Raw genomic sequence first — 19,042 nt, forward strand, 5'->3', positions numbered from 1 at the left:
GGCCCAGGGGGCTGCGGGTTGTGCGCGGGACGGCTGTGGCAGGATGCCGCGATGACCTCCAGCGCACGCATACCAGCAGTCGTTCCGACGGGCCGGATGGCCGGGATGGACCAGCCGGTGCTCGGTCTTCCCAGCGGCCTGGAGCTGCGTCCCTGGCGCCTGTCCGACGCCGACGCCTTGGTGGCCGCGGGCCAGGACCCGGCGGTGCGTCACTGGAACCGCCTGTTCGTGGAGACACCGGAAGAGGCCTGCCGGCGGATCGAGAGGATGCGTGAGCGTTGGCGGGCCGAGGCGAGCGCGCTGTGGGCCATCGCTCGACCCGCTGGCAGGGCCGTGGGACTGATCGGATGGGGCGACATCGACCTCCGCGGCGGGAGCGCCGAGATCCTCTACTGGACCCTGCCCTCGGTTCGCGGCGCCGGGGTGGCGACCGAGGCCACGAGGCGGGTCAGTGAGTGGGCCCTGAACGACCTCGGCCTGCACCGCCTGCGGCTGTGCCACTCGGTGGCCAACCCGGCGTCCTGCCGTGTGGCGGACAAGGCCGGATTCTCCTTCGAAGGCACCCTGCGCAGCGCCCTGTTGCACGCGGACGGATGGCACGACGAGCACCTGCACGCTCTGGTCCAGGGCGACATCTGACAACCCACCACATAGGGGCACTGCGGTGCCGGACAGGGGGCGAACCTACGCGATGGATCGACCGACGAGTCATCGGGCAAGGCCGGCGTTGCCGCGTCGGCCGGGCAGGCGCACCCGCGCCGGAACCCGCTTCGAACACGGCCGGCTCGGCGGACACCCGTCGGCGGTGACGGCATGAGCGCCCTCGCCGCCCGGGCCTTCAGCACCACACGGCTGGACCTGCTGCCGCTGCGCGTCGAACACGCCGACGAGATGGCCGGGGTGTTGTCCGATCCGGCCCTGCACACCTTCATCGGCGGTACCCCGGACACCGCACCAGCCCTGCGCTCGCGCTACCAGCGCTTGACCGCGGGCTCTGCGGACCCGGCCGTCTCCTGGCTGAACTGGGTGATCCGGCTCCGTGACGACGCCTGCCTGACCGGCACCGTCCAGGCGACGGTCAGCGCCTCCGGCCACGACCTCAGCGCCGAGATCGCCTGGGTGGTGGGGACCCCGTGGCAGGGAAGAGGCATCGCCACCGAAGCAGCCCGCGGCCTCGTCGACTGGCTGGGCCGGCAGCCGGTGCGCACCGTCATCGCTCACATCCACCCGGGGCACCGGGCATCCGCCGCTATCGCCGCAGCCGCCGGGCTCACACCGACCGACGAACGCCACGATGGCGAGATCCGCTGGCGCCGAACCGTGTGCGCTGTTCCGTGAGAGACCTTCGGCGCACGGCGCACTTCACCCGGCCGGCGCCGAGGCACTTCGAGCATGCTGTCGCGGGATCGCCACCGGGCCGTTGACCAGCGACGACAGGTGGTGAACGATGACGGCCGTGACCGTTGTGCGTATGCCCAAGCCCCGCTTCGCCGTCCTCGGTGCCGGTAGCATCGGCTGCCATCTCGGCGGCCATCTCCTCGCCGCCGGGCATGACGTGGCGTTGATCGGCCGGCCCGCCACGATGGAGGTGCTGCGCGAGCGGGGACTCACCCTCAGCACCTCCGTCCGGCCGCCCGTACAGCTCCCGCCGGACCGGCTGACGCTGGCCACCGGACCCGAAGCCGCGGCTGGCGCCGACTACGTGCTGGTCACCGTGAAGACCGCCGGAACCGAGGCCGCCGCCAAAGACCTCGCCGCTCATATCGCCCCCGGCGCGGTCGTGGTCAGCTTCCAGAACGGGCTGCACAACCCCGCCACCCTGCGCGCCGCGCTCCCCGGCCACACCGTGCTGGCCGGGATGGTGCCCTACAACGTGGTGCAGTCCGAGCCCGGCACCGTGCACCAGGGCATGCCGGGCAGGCTCATGACCGAGCCCGACGACACGCTGCTCACCGCCTTCCGCGGGGCGGGCCTGGCCATCGAGGCCCGTACCGACATGTCCGAAGTGCAGCACGCCAAACTGCTGATGAACCTCAACAACGCGATCAACGCCCTGTCCGGGCTGCCGCTGCGCGACCAGCTCGGCCGGCGGGCGTTCCGTCGCTGCCTGGCCCTGTGCCAGCGCGAGGCCCTCGCCGTCTACCGTTCCGCCGGGATCGCCCCCGCCCGCCTCGGCCCCACCGCGCCCGGCGTAACCCCGTACGTACTGGGGCTGCCCGACGCCCTCTTCCGCCGGGTGGCGGCGGCCTCCCTGCGGATCGACGCACAGGCGCGTTCCTCGATGTGGGAGGACCTGCAGCGCGGCCGGCCCACGGAGATCGACTCGCTGCAGGGCGAGATAGTCGCCCTCGCCACCGCCCACGGACGAAGCGCGCCCGCCAACGCGCGTCTGGTCACCTTGGTGCACGAGGTGGAGTCCGCGCCGCGCACATGGACGGGACCGGAGCTGTACGCGGAGCTGCGCGCGGCGCTGTGAACCGCATGGAGGGAGTTCGCGAGGGCGTCGTGGTCACGTACGAGCGCGTGCTGCCCGGCATACCGTCCACACCGCCGGGCCGTCACGGCCGCCAACTGGGACACGTACGGTCCGCACGCCCAGGAACACACCACGGAACTCACCGGGTTCTTCGCGCAGAAGCCGGGCCACGCGCCCGCCGCCCTCGCGGACCAGCGAACCGCGAAGGCCGAGGTGTTCTCCCTCGGCGCCAGCCTGTTCGCGGCGATCGAGGGCCGCTCGCCCTACGGCGAATTCGAGCATGTCATGGGCTACTTGGCCCGGGCCCTCGAAGGGCACGTGGACGCCCCGCGACGGGCGGGCCCGCTCACCGAACCACTCACCGCGCTCCTCGAGGTGGAGCCCGGGAAGCGCCCGGACGCGGCCCGGGCACGCGCCTTGCTCACGCAGGCCGCGCCGCCGCCCGCGCACATCGAGGAGTACGTCCAGGAGCACCTGAGCCAGGACGGGCCGGGGGACACGCAGACCACCCTGCGGCCCGGCCGGACGCTGGCCCTGCCGTCCCTCACCCTGTGGCTGCCGCGGAAGGCACGTGGCCGTCGCCGGGTGCTGACGGAAGCGGCGGCGGCCCTGGCCGTGGCGGGCTCGCGGTCGGCCTCGCCCTCTTCGGCCCCTGGGGCTCCGACCACGCCATCGGCCTGGCCATCCACTCCACGGGCGCCCACGTATCCGGCAACAGGACCGACCCGCACGTCCGTTACGAGGTCGGCATCGACGCCTCCTCCCGCCCCGGTTACCGCGGGCCGGAGCCGGGCGGCGCACCCTGACCGGTCCCGGCCGCTCGCGTCAGCCGATCAGCTTGTGCAGCGCCACGGTGCCGGCTCCGGCGGTCGCCAGGCCCGTGGCGACCGCCTTGGGCACGGATCCCTCCGAGAGGAACATGAGCCCGCCCATGACGAGGCCGCAGAACGCCGCCGCCAGCAGGACCACCGCGGTGTGCAGGGACACGAACGGCGGCGGAGCAGTGGGCGGCAACCCGGCTGAGTCCGGTGAGCCGGGCGCTTCCGGGCGGACGGGTACGGGAGCGTGCGGGTCCCGAGCCATCGGGAGTCTCCTTGGATCAGGGCGAGCGCGGGGATGACGGCCTCATCGGGCGCGTTGCCGTCGGGCAGCCAGGCGGAGGGTCAAGGCGACGTACGGGCCGCTGCGCAGTGTGACGCGCAGCAGGTAGGCCACTCGGGTACGCAGGGGCTGCTCGCCCAGGTCGACCCACTCCGCCATCCACTCCTCGGGCCAACGGTCCCGGGCCTCGGCGGGCAGGATGTGCGCGAGTGCGTCGAACAGAGGCCTGGCCCGTCGGATGCGCCGTCCGGTGCGGTCGTCCGCACTCGTCGCGGGCTCGGCTCCGGAGGAGGCGGGATGCTGCTCTTCCGGCTGTGGCGGTATCTGTCCGAAGGGACGGCGATCGTCAGTACCGTGGTCGCCTCCCGGTGCGGGGCCGAAACGCCGAGAGGTGTAGCCGTCGTTCTCCGGTCCTTCGCGACGGCCGCCCAAGTTCTCCACCCAGTAGAGCTGTTGGTGGCGGCGTTGGTCGAGGGAGTCGCTGATCCTCTGGGCCTCGTCCCGGGTGGCGTACCTGCCGACCCGGTACCGGTTGCCCTGATCGTCCTCGCGGATCACTAACCAGGGGAGCTTGTTGGGGTCGTAGTCCTCGTTGCCGACATCGTGCATGCTGCAGCCTCAACTCCCCAGGCCGTCGGCAGGCCGAAGGCGTGCGGAAACGGCGCCTCCCTGGTAGGCGGCGGCGAGAGCGAGGCGGGCGGACTCGGCGCCGCTCGGCGTGAAGCGGTAGTAGCGGCGGCGCGGCCGGGGCGGATCGGTCTTCTCGATCTCGCTCTGGTCCTCCCAGAAGGACTCGAGCCACCCGGTGTCCTCCAGCCGGGCGAGGATCGGATGGATGGTGCCGGTGGGAAGCCCTGCCTCCTGGGAGAGTTCGAGACCGTAACGGGCTTTCGTGGGGCTCTCCAGCAGGGTCCGCAGCACCAGTTGTGTCTGGAGCGTCATACGCGGCGTCTTGGCCATGCAAGAACTCTAGTATGGCAGCCACCTGGACCGCAGAGGAATGCCGCATCCGCTCCGGGGGGAGCTGCCGGTCGCCGTGGGGAGCGGAGTGGGTGCACGTGTCCACGCCGGCCTGTAGGTTGGCGGCGCCCGGCGGGACTCCGCCCGGCAAGGAGCGGGGCGAAGGGGCGGGCGGGCGTTGGGCGTCGTACTGATGGCACTGGGGGGCACGATATCGGTGCCGGGCGGCCCGCGGGGAACGCGACTGACCGGTGCCGAGATCACCGCTGCCGTGCCGGGCCTGGCCGAACTGGGGGTCCCTCTCGAGGTGCGGGACGTGCAAGCCGTACCCAGCGGAAGTCTCACCTTCGCGCAGGTCCTCGACGTCGTCGCCATCGCCTCACGGGCCGTGGCCGAGGGCGCGGACGGCGTCGTCGTCACGCAGGGCACCGACACCCTGGAGGAGACGGCCTTCCTGATCGACCTGGTGTGGCCGCACGAGGCGCCGTTCGTACTGACGGGCGCGATGCGGCAGCCGGCCATGGCGGGCGCGGACGGTCCTGCCAACGTGCTCGCCGCCGTGCGTGCCGCCGCAGCCGGACAGACGCGCGGCGCGGGTGTGCTGGTCGTCCTCAACGACGAGGTGCACGCGGCACGTTGGGTACGCAAGACCCACAGTACGAACCCCGCGACCTTCGCCTCGCCGAGCACCGGTCCGCTCGGGCACGTCGTCGAGGGCAAGGTACGGATGCTCCTTTCCCCTGCCCGGCACAAGCCTCTGCCGGCCGGATTCGACCGGGAGCGGCTCGAGGGCGCCCGTGTCGCCCTGCACGTGGTCACCCTGGACGACGACGGCGCACAGCTCGAGGGACTCGAGGCCACGCACCAGGGCCTGGTCGTCGCCGGTTTCGGCGTCGGCCACGTACCGGCTGTGCTCGCTCCGCGACTCGGCACGCTGGCCGAGCGCATGCCGGTCGTGCTGACCTCGCGCACCGGCAGCGGTTCGGTCCTGCGACACACCTACAGCGCCCCCGGCTCGGAGACGGACCTGCGCCGACGCGGCCTGATCGACGGCGGCTTCCTCGACCCGTACAAGGCCCGGGTACTGCTCCGACTGCTGCTGGCCGCCGGCGCCGGGCCCGAGGACATCGTCGAGGCGTTCGCTCAGCACGGCTGAGCCTGTCCCACCGGTCCCGGCCCGGCGGTACAGCCGGTACGGTGCGCTGTCGGCCTGCGTAGTCACGAGACGGTGGTCAGTTGCCGGGACCAGGACGAGTGGGCGGCCGCGGCCAGCACCAGTCGCTCACGGGGCGGCTTCGGGCCCACAGGGCGCCACAGGAGGTCGGCGTCGCCGGCCCCGGCGCTCCGGGTGCGCAGCGCGACCAGGTCGTCGTGGCCGATGAGGCGATGACGGAACAGCGTGTGGTTGCTGTGATCCTCGATGAGCGTCCTGGGCGTCCAGCCGTGCTCTCGCAGACACTCGAGGACGGCTGACGCATAGCCGGGAGCACGCTCGGCGGGGAACCACAGCAAACGCTGACCGAGCAGCTCCGGCCAGGTCAGTTCCGGTCGGCCGGCCAGTGGATGGCGGCTGTGCAGGACGACGCCGAGCGGTTCGTCGCTGACCGTGCACAGCGTCAGGCCCGAGTCGTCCACGGGGGTGCGCAGGATGCCGAAGGCCAGGGTGCCCGCGCGCAGCAGCTGGCCCTGACGCTCGGAGTCGACCGGTTCGTAGCCGACCCGCAGGCGCTGACCACGCGTCATGATCTGCTCCGCTCGGGCCAGGACGGGCTGTGCCACGCCTCGGCACAGGCCGACGGTGGCCGTCAGCGCAACGGCGCGTGCGGCAGCGGTGGACGAACGCAGCTCGCCCAGAGCCCGGTTGACACCGCCCAGCAGCAGCCGTCCCTGCTCGGTCAGCTCCATGCCCCTCGGCAGGCGCTGGAACAAGGGTGCGCCGATGGCGCGCTCCAGCAGCCGGATCTGCTGACTGAGGCTCGGCTGGGCGATGTGCAGGCGCCGGGCCGCCTCGGTGACGGTGCCGGCCTCGGCGACGGCCGCGAAGTAGCGCAGCTGTCGCAGCTCCACGTTCGGCAGGTCGTCCGTGCCCGGTGCACCCCTGTGATCAGCTGCCATAGGCGCCAGCCTATAGGTGCGTCACCAATGGGTCTTGGCGCCGTGGAGGTCACCTGGCGTTTGCTGTGGTCATGTTCGTGATTGTGCTGAAGTACTGCGCGCCGCTGGAGACGATCGATGCCCTCAAGGAGGCTCACTACGCCAACCCCGACGGAGTGTTCGCCAAGGGAATGGCACGCATGGCGGGCCCCTTGGAGCCCCGTACGGGCGGGGTGATCATCGCCGACGGTGAGCGAGCCGCCGTCGAGGCGGCCGTCGCCTCCGACCCCTTCGTCATCAGCGGCGCGGCCACCGCCGACATCCTCCCGTTCCGGCCCGTCTGGACGGCGGAGCCGGCCACCGTGCCGCAGGCGGCCGGGACGACGTCGCCGGGTGCGGATGTGGTCCCGGCACCTGATGCCGCCCTCCGCTGAGGCCCCCACCCCCGACCAGAACGCCGATCTCCCCCCGGCCCACCGGCCTTCCTCGGTACGCGTATCGACGTGGACAGGCGGGCAGCAACTGCCTTGACCAGGGCTCGTTTTCGGGCGATTTCAGGTGCCGCCACGGGACGCCGTGCAGGGCGGAGTCCGTGTCCCCGATCGCCGGTGGGGCGCGCCGGTGTCCGACAGCAGGGCTGTTCGGGCAGCCGACCGGACGATCACACACGTCCCGGCGCCTGTGGACACGGGCGCGAGCGGGCCGCCGTAGCCGCGCCCGTCCCCGGGCGGGGCGTGGCCGAGACCCGCGCCTGTTTATCACCTGTTCAGTGGGGGGGCGGTTGACTTGGGGGCTGATGCCAGGCAGGGGGACCGTGACCGATGGTGGGGGGCTTGGATGCTGGGCGAGACGGTGTTCCGCAGCGGGGATCTGCCGGCACAGGACCGGCTGGCCGCCCTGGACGAACTCTGGGTCAACAGCGCGCACCCCATGCGGGTGGTCAGCGATGCCCCCGAGCGGTTCCGGGCGACGGTGCGGACTGTGGACATCGGGGCGGTGAACGTGGCGGGGCTGGCACTCTCGCCGTCCGAAGTGCAGCGGACGCCGAAGCTGATCCGGCAGGCAGACCCCGAGCTGTGCTCGGCCATCGTGCCCTTGAGCGGCTCACTCGTGGTGAGCCAGGCCGGGCGGGACATGACGCTGGGCGCCCGTGAAATCGCGCTTTACGACAGTTCTCGGCCGTTCCGCATACGGTTCACCGGGCAGGGCGGGGCGACCAGACTCGTGCGTGCGCACATACCCCGGGCGCTGCTGGCGTTACCTGCCCACGGGCTGGAGCGGCTGCTGGCGAGACCACTGCCGGCAGGCGCGGGGTTCGAGGCACTGCTGAGCCGGCTGCTCGCCGATGTGACCTCGCCCTCCACCGCCTACCGGCCCCACGACCTTCCCCGGCTGGGCGTCCTCGCCCAGGACCTGCTGACCTCGGTGGTCGCCCACCACCTCGAAGCGGACGGCGCGACGCCGGACGACTCGCGCCGAAGAACGTTGCTGCTGAGCATCGAGACGTTCGTACGACAGCATCTGGGCGACCCGGAGCTGTCGCCGGAAACCGTCGCGGCCGCCCACCACATCTCGATCGGCCACCTGCACCGCCTGTTCCGGACCCGTGAGACCACGGTCGCGGCCTGGATCCGCCACCAGCGTCTGGAATGCGCCCGCCGCGACCTGACCGATCCGGCACTGCACGGCGTGCCCATCCACCTGATCGCGACGCGCTGGGGCTTCAAGGACCACCCGACCTTCACCAGAGCCTTCCGCTCCGCCTACGGCGCCTCGCCCAAGGACTACCGCCGCACACCCGGGACCGTGCCTCAGCGACAGGAAACGAGGCGCTCGGTGCTGCGGCGCCCTCCCGTGGCCACGCCCTGACGTGGAGATCGACCAGGAGCAGGGAAAGTGATGCCGCACGATCCGCGAATCGAGTCCATCGCCTGGAGTGTGGTGATCGAACTGTCCAACGTCCGCGGGTCGAAGCGGCGCATGAAACCAAGGGAGATCAGCGCGGACCCCGTGCGCCGCTCCTCGCGGACGACCCGGCGGCATTCCTGCGCGGTCGGGGCGAGCGGCTTCTCGCACATCACCGGCTTCCCGGCCCGTACGGCGGCGACGGCCAGGTCCGCATGGGTCGTGTCATGCGACGCGATGACGCCGGCGTCGACGTCCGGGTCGGCGATGAGCGCGCAGCCGTCGTCGGCCGGCCGGGCTCCGACCGCCTCGGCGACGGCGGTGGCCCGTTCCTCGTCGACGTCGGCGACGCTCACGACCTGGGCGCCGGACACGGAGCGGTGCAGTGTGCCGACGTGATGGGCGCCCATGTTGCCCGCGCCGACGACCCCGATGCGGACCGTGCTCACGCCAGGCTCACCCACGTTCCCTGCTCGGCCGAGCGTCCCATCGCGTCCAGTGCCACCGCGCTGGCCACTGCGTCGCTCAGAGTGGCGCCCACCGCGGTGCCCTCGCTGATGGAGCGCAGGAAGCGGTACGCCTCGATCACCTTCAGATCGTCGTAGCCCATGCTGGTGGCCGCCCCCGGCTGGAACGCGGCGTATTCCCCGTGGCCGGGGCCGACGTACACCGTGCTGACGGGCTGGTCCTGGTAGGTGGTGCCGCGGCTGACGGCGAGCGCGCCCATGCGGCGGAAGTCCCAGGAGACCGCGCCCCTGGTGCCGTGCACCTCGAAGCCGTAGTTGTTCTGCTCACCGACCGAGACGCGGCAGGCCTCGAGGACACCACGGGCGCCGGAGGCGAAGCGCAGCAGGCAGCTGACGTAGTCCTCGTTCTCCACCGGCCCGGGTTCGCCGCCGGTGGCGAGGCTGTGACCGGCCGTGGCGCCGGTCGGGCGGGCCCGCTCCGGCACGAAGACCGTGGTGTCGGCGGTCAGCGAGGTGATCTCACCCAGCAGGTACCGGGCCAGGTCGACGCCGTGCGAGGCGAGGTCGCCCAGGACCCCGCTGCCGCCGCGCTCGCGCTCGTAGCGCCAGGTCAGGGCGCCCTTGGGGTGGGCGGCGTAGTCGCTGAACAGACGGATACGGACGTGGGTGACCGTGCCGATCTCACCGGAGGCGATCAGCTCTCGGGCCGCCTCGACGGCGGGCGCGTTGCGGTAGTTGAAGCCGACCGTACCCTGCACGCCCGCCTTCGCCGCCGCGTCGGCCACCGCGCGGGCGTCCTCGGCCGTGAGGCCCACCGGCTTCTCGATCCAGATGTGCTTGCCGGCCTCGGCCATCGCGACGCCGATCTCGCGGTGCAGGAAGTTCGGAGCGGTGATGCTGACCGCCTGGACCCGGGGATCGGCGGCCACCTCACGCCAGTCCCGGGTCGCGGAGGCGAAGCCGTACAGCCCGGCCGCCTCCTCCGCCCGGCCGGGTACCTCGTCGGCGACGGTGACCAGTTCCGGCCGAAGGGACAGCTGGGGGTAGTGATGGTGCAGGCGGGCGTACGCCTGCGTGTGCACCCGTCCCATCCAGCCGAATCCCACGACGGCGACGCCGAGCGTATTCACCATGAGCGCCCTTCTTTGGACCGTTCCAGAGCCTTGGCGCTCACCATGAATGCCGTATCTCCTGAATGTCAAGGGCTTTACAGAGGCAGATGGCATATGGAACGGTCCAGGCATGAGTGCTCCGACCATCCGTGACGTCGCCGAACGGGCCGGCGTGTCCAAGTCCCTGGTCTCGCTGGTGCTGCGCGGCTCGGAGGGCGTGCGACCGGAGAAGCGCGAGGCCGTCCTGGCCGCGGTCGAAGCACTCGGGTACCGGCCCAACGCGGCCGCGCGCAGTCTGAGTGAACGGCGCACCCGCACGGTGGGGGTGCTGCTCAACGACATGCGCAACCCCTGGTTCGTGGAACTGCTCGACGGCCTGGGCGCGCGGCTCCACGACAGCGGCCTGCACATGCTGATGGCCGACGGCCACCTCAACCGGCGCCTCGGCGAGGACCTGACGCGCACCTTCACCGAACTGCGCGTCGACGGTCTGATCGCCGTCGGCACGCTGCAGGATCCCCAGGCGCTGCGCGCCGCGGCCGGCCTGGTTCCCACGGTCGTCGCCGGCACCCGCGAGCCGGTGCTGCCCGGTGTGGACATCGTCGCGAACGACGACGAGCACGGAGCCCGCCTGGCCACCGAGCACCTCATCGGCCTCGGTCACCGGCACATCGCCCACATCGCCGGTCAGGGCGCGGTCGGCGATCTGCGCAGACGCAGTTTCGAGGCGACCATGCGCGAGCACGGCCTGGCCGGCACGGCGGTCGTGGAACAGGGCGACCTCACCGAGGAGGGCGGCTACCGCGCCGCCGTCCGGCTCCTGAGCCGCCCGCGGCGCCCGACCGCCGTCTTCGCGGTCAATGACATGACCTGCGTCGGCGCGCTCTCCGCCGCCGAGGAGACCGGCCTGCGGGTCCCGTTGGACCTCTCCCTGGTCGGCTACGACAACACATACCTCTCGCGCCTGCGCCACCTGTGGCTGACCACCGTGGACAACGCCAGTCGTGATGTCGGCCGACGCGCCGCGCAACGACTGCTCGACCGGATGGGCGAGCCGGACCGCCCGGGCGAGGTCGACCTGACCACTCCCATCCTCGAAGTGAGAGGTACGACTGCCCCGCCGCGCGCCGGAAGCTGACGGCCACGGTGGCTGCCACCTCCCTAGGCGTCGTAGGAGGGGACGCGGGCTGCGAGTTCGGGCGCGAAGTGCCGTGCCTGGGCTCCCCAGTCGTGGTCGGTCGTGCCGAAGTGCCGGAGGACGCCGAGCAGTTCGTGCGCCTCCGAGAGGGGGAACAGGGGCAGGCGTGGTTCGTGCGGTTCGGGCATGCGGAATGCCGGGTCGAGGAGTTCGTTCACGCCGGGGGCAAGGGGCACCGGCCCCGCGGGTTACGGGCGCCGACCACGCCTGGGCAGGTCCTTTGCCGAACGCATGCCGTGACGTCGGCCCTGGCCGAGGAGGAGTCCGGCCAGGTCGTAGGTGATCGTGACGCGTGCTCAGACACCTGCGACGATGTCAGGGTGAGCGGTCCGCAGCAAGGTGCGTGCGGCGTCCTTGGCGTGACGGGCGGCCTCCGGGGACCCGCAGATGGCCGCTGTGGTCATCGCGCCCTCGGCGAGGAGAACGAGCTGGTCGGTCAGCCACGCGGGTGCGTCGGCGGCAGCCACGAGGTCGGCGACATATCGCCGGAAGGCATTCTTGTGGGCCTTCGCGATATCGGCCACAGCCTGGGAGGTCGCTCCCAGCTCCCCGAAGGAGTTGATGAAGCCGCAGCCGCGGAAGCCCGGCTCGTTGAACCAGAGGAAGAGCCAGTCGAAGACTGCCAGAATCCGCTGCGTGGGTGCGTCATAGGTATCCACGTACTGAGCCAGATCGCGAAGCCATCTCGCGTCCCGCCGCCTCAGGTACGCCTCGACCAGGGAATTCTTGGAAGGGAAGATCTGGTACAGGCGTTTGAGGGGTACTGCGGAGGCGGTGCGAATCGCATCCATTCCCACCGACTGTATTCCGCGGCCGTAGAACAGTTCCTCTGCCGCGTCGAGGATCCGCTGCTCGGTCGCTTCGCGTTCCACCTCGATCACCCCATTCTCGAAAACGAACGTTCTCCCACGGTATAGCGTGCCGGGTCACGAGTGCATTCCCGGGTGCGGGCCGGCCCGCAGCTTCGACTACCGCGAACTCAGCGAGCGCTGCCCGCGCCTGGTCGTGCTGCACATCGGGCGCCGGGGCGGCGCCACCTGGCTGAGCGCCGAGCAACCCGGCTCCATGGCAGGGGAGAGACGGCTCAACCTGGCAGCGCCGTACGTTCTCCGGCTTGAGGGAAGATCCGACTGGACCTCGGTCAGTCGAGGCCTTCGACTATGCGGAAGTCGCGCTCGACGCCGTCGGAGAGGGCGACCAGCGCCTCCTGGTAGGCCGCACTCTCGCGCACTGCGACGGCCTGCTCGAAGCTGTCGAACTCGATCAGGACGGTGCGCTCGGCGATTCCGGCGTCATGCGCCACGACCCGACCGCCACGGACGAGGACCCGGCCGCCCCCGGCCTCGACGGCCAGGCGGGCCAGCTTGTTGTAAGCAGCCAGCTTCTCAGGATCTGAAATGGTGCGGTAGACGCTGACCCAGTAGCCCTTGGGCATGGAACCTCCAGTGTGGGGATGAGTGCATCTGACTTACGGGTTGGTCTCGGACGAGCGTCGGCGGGCGAGAGCGAGGCTTGTCAGCGTCGTGATCGCCATGGCGCCGATGCCGACCAGCGCCGCGGTGGTGTAGGCGCTGTCGTCGGGGAAGAGGTGGCCGGGGCCGGTGCCCGCGGCGAGGATCAGGCCGCCGATGGCGCTGCCCAGGGAGTACCCGACGCTGCGGACGACGTAGTTGAAGCTCATGGCGCTCGACGTCTCGCTCTTGGGGGTGACGGCCAGGATGACGCCGGGCATCGCGGCCGAGAAGCCGCCGACGCCGAAGCCGAGCACGCCCATCGCCGCGAACAGTTCGGCCAGGTCCGACCGGGCCGCCGCGAACAGGGCGAACCCGCCGCCGACCACGACGGCGCTGCCGGCCAGGAGCTGGGGGTCGGCGATCCGCGTCCGGGCCCGCGGCGTGAGCTTGCCGGCGACGAACCCCAGCACCGAGAACGGGATGAGGACCAGCCCGGCGACGAAGGTCGTCAGCCCGAAGCCGTAGCCGGCGCCGTGCGGCGTCTGCGCGTACCGGGTGATGAGCGTGAGCAGGAGGTACATGCCGATCCCGCCGACGAACATGGCGAGGTTCGCCCCGGCGACCGCCGGGTGCCGCACCGCCCGCACATCGACCAGGGGCGTCGTGCTGCGCAGTTCGATGACGGCCCAGACGCAGAGCAGCACCACCGCGACGACGGCGAGGCCCGCCGCCACGGCGAGGTGCCGGCTCCACAGATTCCGTTCGCCGGCGAGGAACAGCACCAGGAGCAGCGCAGCGGCCAGGACGACCGCACCTGGCACGTCCACGTGGGCGGAGCGGCCTTCGGGGGCTTCGGGCATGGAGCGCCACGCGGTCAGGAGGGCGGCGGCGGTGACGACCAGGCCGAGGCCGTAGGCGGCCCGTACCCCGCCGAGTTCGGCGAGCAGTGCGGCCAGCGGGTAGCCGACGCCGGCCCCGATGATCGAGACCACCGAGATCAGGGCGATCACGGCCGCGCTGCGCTCCTCGGGGAGGTGGTCCCGGGCCACGCCCATCATCAGCGCCGTCAGCCCGAGTCCGGCGCCCTGGGCCGCCCTGCCGGCCAGCAGCCACGCGAACGGCAGCGGCAGCACGGTGAGCGCGCTGCCGGCGACGACGACCGCCAGCGTGGCGAGGATCGTGGCCCGCCGGTGCGGGCCGGCTCCGAGCCGGCCCAGGACCGGCGTGGCGACGGCGCCGCTGAGCAGCGCGACGGTCAGCGTCCACTGCGCGCTGCCGAGCGAGACGTGGAACGAGGTCGCCACGCTGGTGATGAGCGGCGTCCCGAGGCTGGCGACCGCCGCCACGACCAGAGCGATGAACATCAGGGCGGGGACCAGCAGCCACGCCTCGGAACGCGCCACCGGGAACGCCTTCGCCGCGACCCCGCCGACCGGCTGCCCGGTCACTGCTTCGGCCCTTCGCGGTCCTGGCTTTCGAGTTCTGCCAGATGCTCCAGCGCCGGCAGGGCCGCCACCAGCGCCTCGACCTCGTCGCCGGTGAGCCCGCCGATCAACCGCTCGAACGCGTGGACGCCCGCCTGGCGCCGCGTCCGGACATAAGAGGCGCCGGCCTCGGTCAGGCACACCAGCGTGACGCGCTTGTCGGACGCGTCGCCCCGCCGCTCGACCAGGCCGGACTCCTCCATCACCCGGACCAGGGCGGTCATCGCGGGCTGGGTGACGCCCTCGACCGCGGCCAGATCGGTGATGCGCCGCGGGCCGGTCCGGTCCAGGGTGGCCAGGGTGGCGGCGGACGTCAGGCTCATGTCCCGGGGCAGGCGTTTCGCGGCCCTGGTGGCCAGGCCGTAGAGGGCTGCCCCGATGGCGGCGGACGCGTCAGAAACGGCGTCTTGACGACTCATGGTCGAAGCATAGCATTTTTATATTCATAATTTATGGTTCGGCACATACGGCGGCGGGCGGTGGACCGTCGCCGGCGAAGTGTGCGCTGGATATGTGTGTCTCGTGTGCAGTGACTCGGCTGCGTACGGGTGTTGCGGCCCACGCGCGCACTCACCGGCAGCACGGTCCGGTCGCAGGGTTCTGAGTGACTGCACATGCCCGTGCCCGACGTCGCGCTTCTCGCGGGCATCGCGTGCGCAGCGAGCCTCCCGACCCCCCCGTGCCCCGCCCTTGTTCGTCCACCCGCCCGCAGCCGGATCGGTGTTGTGGACGCAAGTGGGTCAACGGCTCTCGCTGCTGCGAGAGTTACCCCGTTACGTCAAGGGCGCTGCTCTGTCGGCGAGGGTGTGACCGAGGACGTGGTCGATCGGTTCGTGCATGGCATGGCATGGCATGGCATGGCATTGCATTGCATGGCTTGACCGCGCCTCGTATGGGCCGCGGTTTCAGGCGGTGACGGGCTGGCTCGTGCTCGTGGACCGGGCGGCACCGGCCGTGTAGAAGACGGACTTGCCGCGCTTGCTGCGCCGGACGTTTCCCTTGGCGACCAGGGCCTCAAGGGTGCTGCGTACGACGGTGATCTTGATGCCGCGCTCCGGGTACGCCTTGCTCAGGGCATCGGCGACGTCGAGGGCCGAGCGGGGATCGCCTTCGTCGCTGAGGTGAGTGACCACGAGGTCGCGCAGCGTCGGGCCCTGGTCCTTGCCCTGCTTGGCCGGCTGAGTGGAGCGGGCGGCCGGCGCGGTCTTCGTGTCGGCTGTCGACTTCTTGGCACGGCTCGTCCGCACCTTGCCGGCCTGTGTCGCCGGCGTCGCCTGCCGGGGAACCGAGGCGGTCTTGTCACTGCCCACGGCGGCCGACTCGTCTGCCTGTTCGGCATGTCCCAGTGCCTGCTGCATGTTGACCAGCAGAGCCTGGTCGTGGCGCAGTGTCGCCAGTTTCTCCTGGAGGGCCGCCACCTCACTGTCGAGGCGTTCCTGCTCCTCAGCGTTGCGCTTCAAGTCTTCTGCCAGCCGGGCGGCGTAGACCGGCCCGAGGCTGGTGGATTCGTCAAGGTTCTCGGCCACAGTGGCTCTCTTCCCAAGGTGATGTGCCGTTTGCGTTCCCGCATAGTACTCACAACGTTTGTGGATACCTCCTCATGTGTACCCGGTCTGTGGCAGTAGGTGAGAAGAGGTGCCGCTGTCGAGCGCGACCTCCAGGAAGTCCAGGTGCCGGTACGCCACACGCACCGGAGTTTGAGTCACTGTGACGTGGTCGTCGCGTAAGTGAGTCAATGCCCAGGGACAACTGCACCGCGAAGTTCGCCACCCGGGTGACACAGCTGAACTGCGGCGACCCTGCCGACTCCGCCACCGCCGTCGGGCCCGTCGTCAACTCCCGTGCGGAGCGGCGCATCACCGCACTTGTCGAGGACGCCCGAGCCCGGGGAGCGACCCTCGGCTCACTTCCCGATCTGAGTCGGGCACCGGCGACAGGGGACGACTTCAGAGCCCGAGGTCGGAGAGGCCCGGGTGGTCGTCGGGCCGGCGGCCCAGCGGCCAGTGGTACTTGCGCTCCTCCTCGGTGATGGGCAGATCGTTGATGCTGGCGTGGCGCACGCGCATGAGGCCGTTGTCGTCGAATTCCCAGTTCTCGTTGCCGTAGGAGCGGAACCACTGGCCGGAGTCGTCGTGGCACTCGTAGGCGAACCGCACCGCGATGCGGTTCCCGTCGAAGGCCCACAGCTCCTTGATGAGGCGGTAGTCCAGTTCCCGGTTCCACTTGCGGGTCAGGAACTCCACGATGTGGTCGCGGCCGGTGACGAACTCCGCGCGGTTGCGCCAGCGTGAGTCGGGCGTGTAGGCGAGGGCGACCTTCTCGGGATCGCGGGTGTTCCAGCCGTCCTCGGCCTGGCGGACCTTGGTGACCGCCGTTTCCCGGGTGAACGGCGGGAAAGGTGGACGCTGCTCGGACATGACGTACTCCTCTGGGAAGCCCTATGGGGTGAGAACGTTCGTTCCCGCATACCCCTACACTAGGAGAACGGTCGTTCTCGCGCAAGGCTGTTCCTCCTGTTCGGCGGCGCTCATTGGACGTTCTGCCGATGGAATTCAGCGTCCGTGGTTCGGAAAGCACATTGCGTACCGGGGTGTCGGCGGTTTGGATTGCCGAAGTCAAGGCGGGGGCTGCTCTCCCGGCATTGAGAAGGGGGATGACATCCTTGCTCGACGGCTGCACGCCCTGGCCGGAGGAGTTCGTCGACCGGTACTGGGCGGCCGGGCACTGGCGTGGCAACACGCTGGACAATCTGCTGCGCGACTGGGCCTCGCAGTACGGACCGCGGACCGCGCTCGTGCACGGCGACACGCGCATCACGTACGCGAACCTGAACCGGCGGGCGGACCGCATGGCCGCCGGATTCCGGCTGCGCGGCCTCCGGCCCGGGCAACGGGTCGTCGTCCAGCTGCCGAACGTACCCGAGTTCGTCATCACCGTGTTCGCGCTGATGCGCGTCGGCGCGGTACCCGTGTTCTGCCCGCTCGCGCACCGCGCGTCCGAGGTGTCCCACCTGGTGCGGGTCACCGAAGCCGTCGGCTACGTCGGTCCCTCGACGTGCCAGGGCTTCGACCACACGGCGATGGCCGCCCACGTCGCGAGCCAAGGGCCCTTCCTGCGGCGGGTGTTCACCTACGAGGCGGCGGGCACCTCGTCCCCGTACGGCGGCCTTTCGACCGATCCGTCGGGCTGTCACTACTTCCCGCTGGGCTCCATCGACGCCCCGCCCGAGCGCCCGCTCCCGCAGAGCGCCGGCCGGGTGGCGTTCTTCCTGGTCTCCAGCGATGCCACGGCGCCGCCCAGGCTCATTCCGCGCACCCACAACGACTACGCCTACCAGGCGCGGGCCGCGGCCGAGCTGGTGTCGCTCACCCGGAGCGACGTGTATCTCGCCGCGCTGCCCGCCGAGTCCAACTTCGCCTTCGGCTGCCCCGGCATCGTCGGCACCCTCTCCGTCGGCGGCACCGTCGTCCTGGCCGACGAGCCGGTACCCGCCGAATGCTTTCCGGTCATCGGACGAGAGCGTGTCACCGTCACGTCGGTGGTGCCCGCCGTCGCACAGCGCTGGCTTGACGAACTCCCCACGCACCAAGCTGACTTGAGCAGCCTGCGGCTCCTGCAGATCGGCGGTGCGCCCTTGCGCCGGGCGACCGCCGAACGGCTGGGCCCCGCATTGGGCTGCCGCCTGCAGCAGGTCTTCGGCATCGCTGGGGGGCTGCTCACGCTCACCCGGCCCGGCGATCCGGACGAGACCTTGCACACCACACAGGGCCGCCCGCTCTCGCCCGACGACGAGATCCGCATTGTCGACGCCGACGGCAAGGACGTACCCGACGGGGAGTCCGGCGAACTCCTCGCGCGCGGCCCGTACACCCCGCGCGGTTACTACCGGGCACCCGACCACAACGCACGCTCCTTCACCGCTGACGGCTACTTCCGCACCGGCGACCTCGCGCGGCGCACCCCGGACGGCAACCTGGTGGTGACCGGCTCGGCCCGGTGGGGGAGCGGAGGCGGACGGCCGTGATCTCCGCCCGCTCCCCAGTGCCCGGCGGGTGCTGTCGTACCTCTGGTCTGGTCTGGTCTGGTCTGGTCAGGGCAGGACGAGCCGCTGCCCCGGGCGGATCACGTCCGGGTCCGGGCCGATGACGTTCCGGTTCGTTCCGTACAGCCGCTGCCAGCCGCCGGGTACGGCGGCCCGCCATGCGACATCGGACAGCGTGTCGCCGTCCTGCACGGTGTACGACGTGCCGCGATGCTGCTGGGTGCCGCCGTGCGAGCGGGACCCGGGTGCGGCGTGCGGGGGAGCGCTGAGGCGGGTGGCCGGCCCGCTGTGCCCGCTGCCGCGTGTGAGGCGCGCCCGTACCGAGCAGACCGGCCACGCTCCCGGCCCCTGCCGGGCGAGCACCGCTTCCGCCACGTTGATCTGCGCCGCCCGGCTCGCCAGATCGGCCCGGGGCGCGTAAGCGGTCCCGCCGTAGGCCACCCAGGTCGGCTCGGTGAACTGCAGCCCGCCGTAGTTGCCGTTGCCGGTGTTGGTGCTCCAGTCGCCGCCGCTTTCGCAGCCGGCCACCCGGTCCCAGGTGCTGCCGGAGGCCGCCTGGCTGGTGGCCGGCGCGAGGAGGGGCAGGATGATGCCGAAGCTGCCGAGGGTGAGGGCGGTGCGGAGCGACGGCAGGAGCCGTGGGGACGTGGTACGGCGGTGCCGCGGTCGTGCGGTCATAGGCCTTCCTCTCCACTGCGGTTCCCGCCCGCCGGTGGTCCCGGCGGGCTGTAGGAAGTACGGCAGTGACG

The 19,042-nt window shown here is 71.2% G+C and carries 23 protein-coding genes and 1 pseudogene; 10 read left to right on the forward strand and 14 right to left on the reverse strand.

Going from position 1 to position 19,042, the window contains the following annotated elements; all coding sequences use genetic code 11:
• Positions 1-51: 51 nt before the first annotated feature.
• From A6P39_RS38895 to A6P39_RS38910, 4 genes are all read left to right on the forward strand, one after another.
• Positions 52-639, forward strand: coding sequence for a GNAT family N-acetyltransferase (locus A6P39_RS38895; RefSeq protein WP_067043515.1), 588 nt, complete (start codon positions 52-54; stop codon positions 637-639).
• A 174-nt stretch (positions 640-813) separates the two neighbouring features.
• Complete coding sequence (locus A6P39_RS38900; protein WP_067043513.1) at positions 814-1,338, forward strand: GNAT family N-acetyltransferase; 525 nt, start codon at positions 814-816, stop codon at positions 1,336-1,338.
• 118 nt (positions 1,339-1,456) lie between these two features.
• The gene (locus A6P39_RS38905; RefSeq protein ID WP_443053026.1) at positions 1,457-2,476 is read left to right on the forward strand and encodes a 2-dehydropantoate 2-reductase; all 1,020 of its coding nucleotides are present in this window, start codon (positions 1,457-1,459) and stop codon (positions 2,474-2,476) included.
• 551 nt (positions 2,477-3,027) lie between these two features.
• Positions 3,028-3,282, forward strand: coding sequence for a hypothetical protein (locus tag A6P39_RS38910; protein WP_067043510.1), 255 nt, complete (start codon positions 3,028-3,030; stop codon positions 3,280-3,282).
• A 19-nt stretch (positions 3,283-3,301) separates the two neighbouring features.
• Here the strand turns inward: A6P39_RS38910 and A6P39_RS38915 are convergent, their stop codons facing one another.
• The 3 genes and pseudogenes from A6P39_RS38915 to A6P39_RS38925 form a co-directional block, all read right to left on the reverse strand.
• Positions 3,302-3,559 carry a hypothetical protein gene (locus tag A6P39_RS38915; RefSeq protein ID WP_067043507.1) on the reverse strand — a complete coding sequence of 86 codons (258 nt, stop codon included), beginning with the start codon at positions 3,557-3,559 and terminating at the stop codon, positions 3,302-3,304.
• Positions 3,560-4,003: 444 nt separating this feature from the next.
• Positions 4,004-4,186, reverse strand: a pseudogene (locus A6P39_RS38920) (hypothetical protein); the annotation flags it as partial.
• Positions 4,187-4,195: 9 nt separating this feature from the next.
• Positions 4,196-4,537: a PadR family transcriptional regulator gene (locus tag A6P39_RS38925; RefSeq protein ID WP_067043504.1), complete on the reverse strand. Its 342-nt coding sequence runs from the start codon at positions 4,535-4,537 to the stop codon at positions 4,196-4,198.
• A gap of 178 nt (positions 4,538-4,715) precedes the next feature.
• Between A6P39_RS38925 and A6P39_RS38930 the strand changes: the two genes are divergently transcribed.
• The gene (locus tag A6P39_RS38930) at positions 4,716-5,693 is read left to right on the forward strand and encodes an asparaginase (protein WP_067043501.1); all 978 of its coding nucleotides are present in this window, start codon (positions 4,716-4,718) and stop codon (positions 5,691-5,693) included.
• 62 nt (positions 5,694-5,755) lie between these two features.
• Here the strand turns inward: A6P39_RS38930 and A6P39_RS38935 are convergent, their stop codons facing one another.
• Complete coding sequence (locus tag A6P39_RS38935) at positions 5,756-6,652, reverse strand: LysR family transcriptional regulator (RefSeq protein WP_067043498.1); 897 nt, start codon at positions 6,650-6,652, stop codon at positions 5,756-5,758.
• 71 nt (positions 6,653-6,723) lie between these two features.
• Here A6P39_RS38935 and A6P39_RS38940 point away from each other — a divergent pair, with 71 nt between their 5' ends.
• On the forward strand, positions 6,724-7,065 hold the full coding sequence (locus A6P39_RS38940; protein WP_107304308.1) for a YciI family protein: 342 nt from the start codon (positions 6,724-6,726) through the stop codon (positions 7,063-7,065).
• A 403-nt stretch (positions 7,066-7,468) separates the two neighbouring features.
• Positions 7,469-8,500, forward strand: coding sequence for a helix-turn-helix domain-containing protein (locus A6P39_RS38945; RefSeq protein WP_067043495.1), 1,032 nt, complete (start codon positions 7,469-7,471; stop codon positions 8,498-8,500).
• Here A6P39_RS38945 and A6P39_RS38950 read toward each other — a convergent pair.
• Both A6P39_RS38950 and A6P39_RS38955 read right to left on the reverse strand, forming a co-directional pair.
• Positions 8,443-8,985: a Gfo/Idh/MocA family protein gene (locus A6P39_RS38950; protein ID WP_079133270.1), complete on the reverse strand. Its 543-nt coding sequence runs from the start codon at positions 8,983-8,985 to the stop codon at positions 8,443-8,445. The genes A6P39_RS38945 and A6P39_RS38950 overlap by 58 nt on opposite strands.
• Positions 8,982-10,136 carry a Gfo/Idh/MocA family protein gene (locus A6P39_RS38955; protein ID WP_067043491.1) on the reverse strand — a complete coding sequence of 385 codons (1,155 nt, stop codon included), beginning with the start codon at positions 10,134-10,136 and terminating at the stop codon, positions 8,982-8,984. The genes A6P39_RS38950 and A6P39_RS38955 overlap by 4 nt, the downstream gene beginning before the upstream one ends.
• 109 nt (positions 10,137-10,245) lie before the next feature.
• Here A6P39_RS38955 and A6P39_RS38960 point away from each other — a divergent pair, with 109 nt between their 5' ends.
• Positions 10,246-11,253 carry a LacI family DNA-binding transcriptional regulator gene (locus A6P39_RS38960; RefSeq protein ID WP_067043488.1) on the forward strand — a complete coding sequence of 336 codons (1,008 nt, stop codon included), beginning with the start codon at positions 10,246-10,248 and terminating at the stop codon, positions 11,251-11,253.
• A 23-nt stretch (positions 11,254-11,276) separates the two neighbouring features.
• Here A6P39_RS38960 and A6P39_RS38965 read toward each other — a convergent pair whose 3' ends face one another.
• From A6P39_RS38965 to A6P39_RS38990, 6 genes are all read right to left on the reverse strand, one after another.
• A complete protein-coding gene (locus tag A6P39_RS38965; RefSeq protein ID WP_234378813.1) occupies positions 11,277-11,489 on the reverse strand; it encodes a hypothetical protein in 213 nt (70 codons plus the stop codon).
• A gap of 120 nt (positions 11,490-11,609) precedes the next feature.
• On the reverse strand, positions 11,610-12,185 hold the full coding sequence (locus A6P39_RS38970) for a TetR/AcrR family transcriptional regulator (protein ID WP_067043900.1): 576 nt from the start codon (positions 12,183-12,185) through the stop codon (positions 11,610-11,612).
• A 269-nt stretch (positions 12,186-12,454) separates the two neighbouring features.
• Positions 12,455-12,748, reverse strand: coding sequence for a DUF1330 domain-containing protein (locus A6P39_RS38975; RefSeq protein WP_067043483.1), 294 nt, complete (start codon positions 12,746-12,748; stop codon positions 12,455-12,457).
• 33 nt (positions 12,749-12,781) lie between these two features.
• The gene (locus A6P39_RS38980) at positions 12,782-14,215 is read right to left on the reverse strand and encodes an MFS transporter (protein WP_067043480.1); all 1,434 of its coding nucleotides are present in this window, start codon (positions 14,213-14,215) and stop codon (positions 12,782-12,784) included.
• Positions 14,212-14,574 (reverse strand): MarR family winged helix-turn-helix transcriptional regulator, encoded by a 363-nt coding sequence (locus A6P39_RS38985; RefSeq protein WP_067043477.1) that lies wholly within the window; start codon positions 14,572-14,574, stop codon positions 14,212-14,214. Before A6P39_RS38985 ends, A6P39_RS38980 begins: the two co-directional genes overlap by 4 nt.
• Positions 14,575-15,156: 582 nt before the next feature.
• Positions 15,157-15,777, reverse strand: a complete 621-nt coding sequence (locus A6P39_RS38990) for a hypothetical protein (RefSeq protein ID WP_067043475.1) — start codon at positions 15,775-15,777, stop codon at positions 15,157-15,159.
• A 209-nt stretch (positions 15,778-15,986) separates the two neighbouring features.
• Here A6P39_RS38990 and A6P39_RS38995 point away from each other — a divergent pair, with 209 nt between their 5' ends.
• Positions 15,987-16,280, forward strand: coding sequence for an aldehyde dehydrogenase family protein (locus A6P39_RS38995; protein WP_107304299.1), 294 nt, complete (start codon positions 15,987-15,989; stop codon positions 16,278-16,280).
• On the opposite strand, the gene A6P39_RS39000 is transcribed toward A6P39_RS38995, so the two are convergent.
• Positions 16,198-16,668: a nuclear transport factor 2 family protein gene (locus A6P39_RS39000; RefSeq protein WP_067043472.1), complete on the reverse strand. Its 471-nt coding sequence runs from the start codon at positions 16,666-16,668 to the stop codon at positions 16,198-16,200. The two genes, A6P39_RS38995 and A6P39_RS39000, sit on opposite strands and share 83 nt — an antisense overlap.
• Positions 16,669-16,904: 236 nt before the next feature.
• On the opposite strand from A6P39_RS39000, the gene A6P39_RS39005 reads away from it, so the two are divergent.
• A complete protein-coding gene (locus tag A6P39_RS39005; RefSeq protein WP_067043470.1) occupies positions 16,905-18,275 on the forward strand; it encodes a (2,3-dihydroxybenzoyl)adenylate synthase in 1,371 nt (456 codons plus the stop codon).
• Positions 18,276-18,341: 66 nt separating this feature from the next.
• Here A6P39_RS39005 and A6P39_RS39010 read toward each other — a convergent pair whose 3' ends face one another.
• Complete coding sequence (locus A6P39_RS39010) at positions 18,342-18,971, reverse strand: LysM peptidoglycan-binding domain-containing protein (RefSeq protein ID WP_067043467.1); 630 nt, start codon at positions 18,969-18,971, stop codon at positions 18,342-18,344.
• Positions 18,972-19,042: the final 71 nt, after the last annotated feature.

This window comes from Streptomyces sp. FXJ1.172 (assembly GCF_001636945.3).
Classification (GTDB): Bacteria; Actinomycetota; Actinomycetes; order Streptomycetales; family Streptomycetaceae; genus Streptomyces.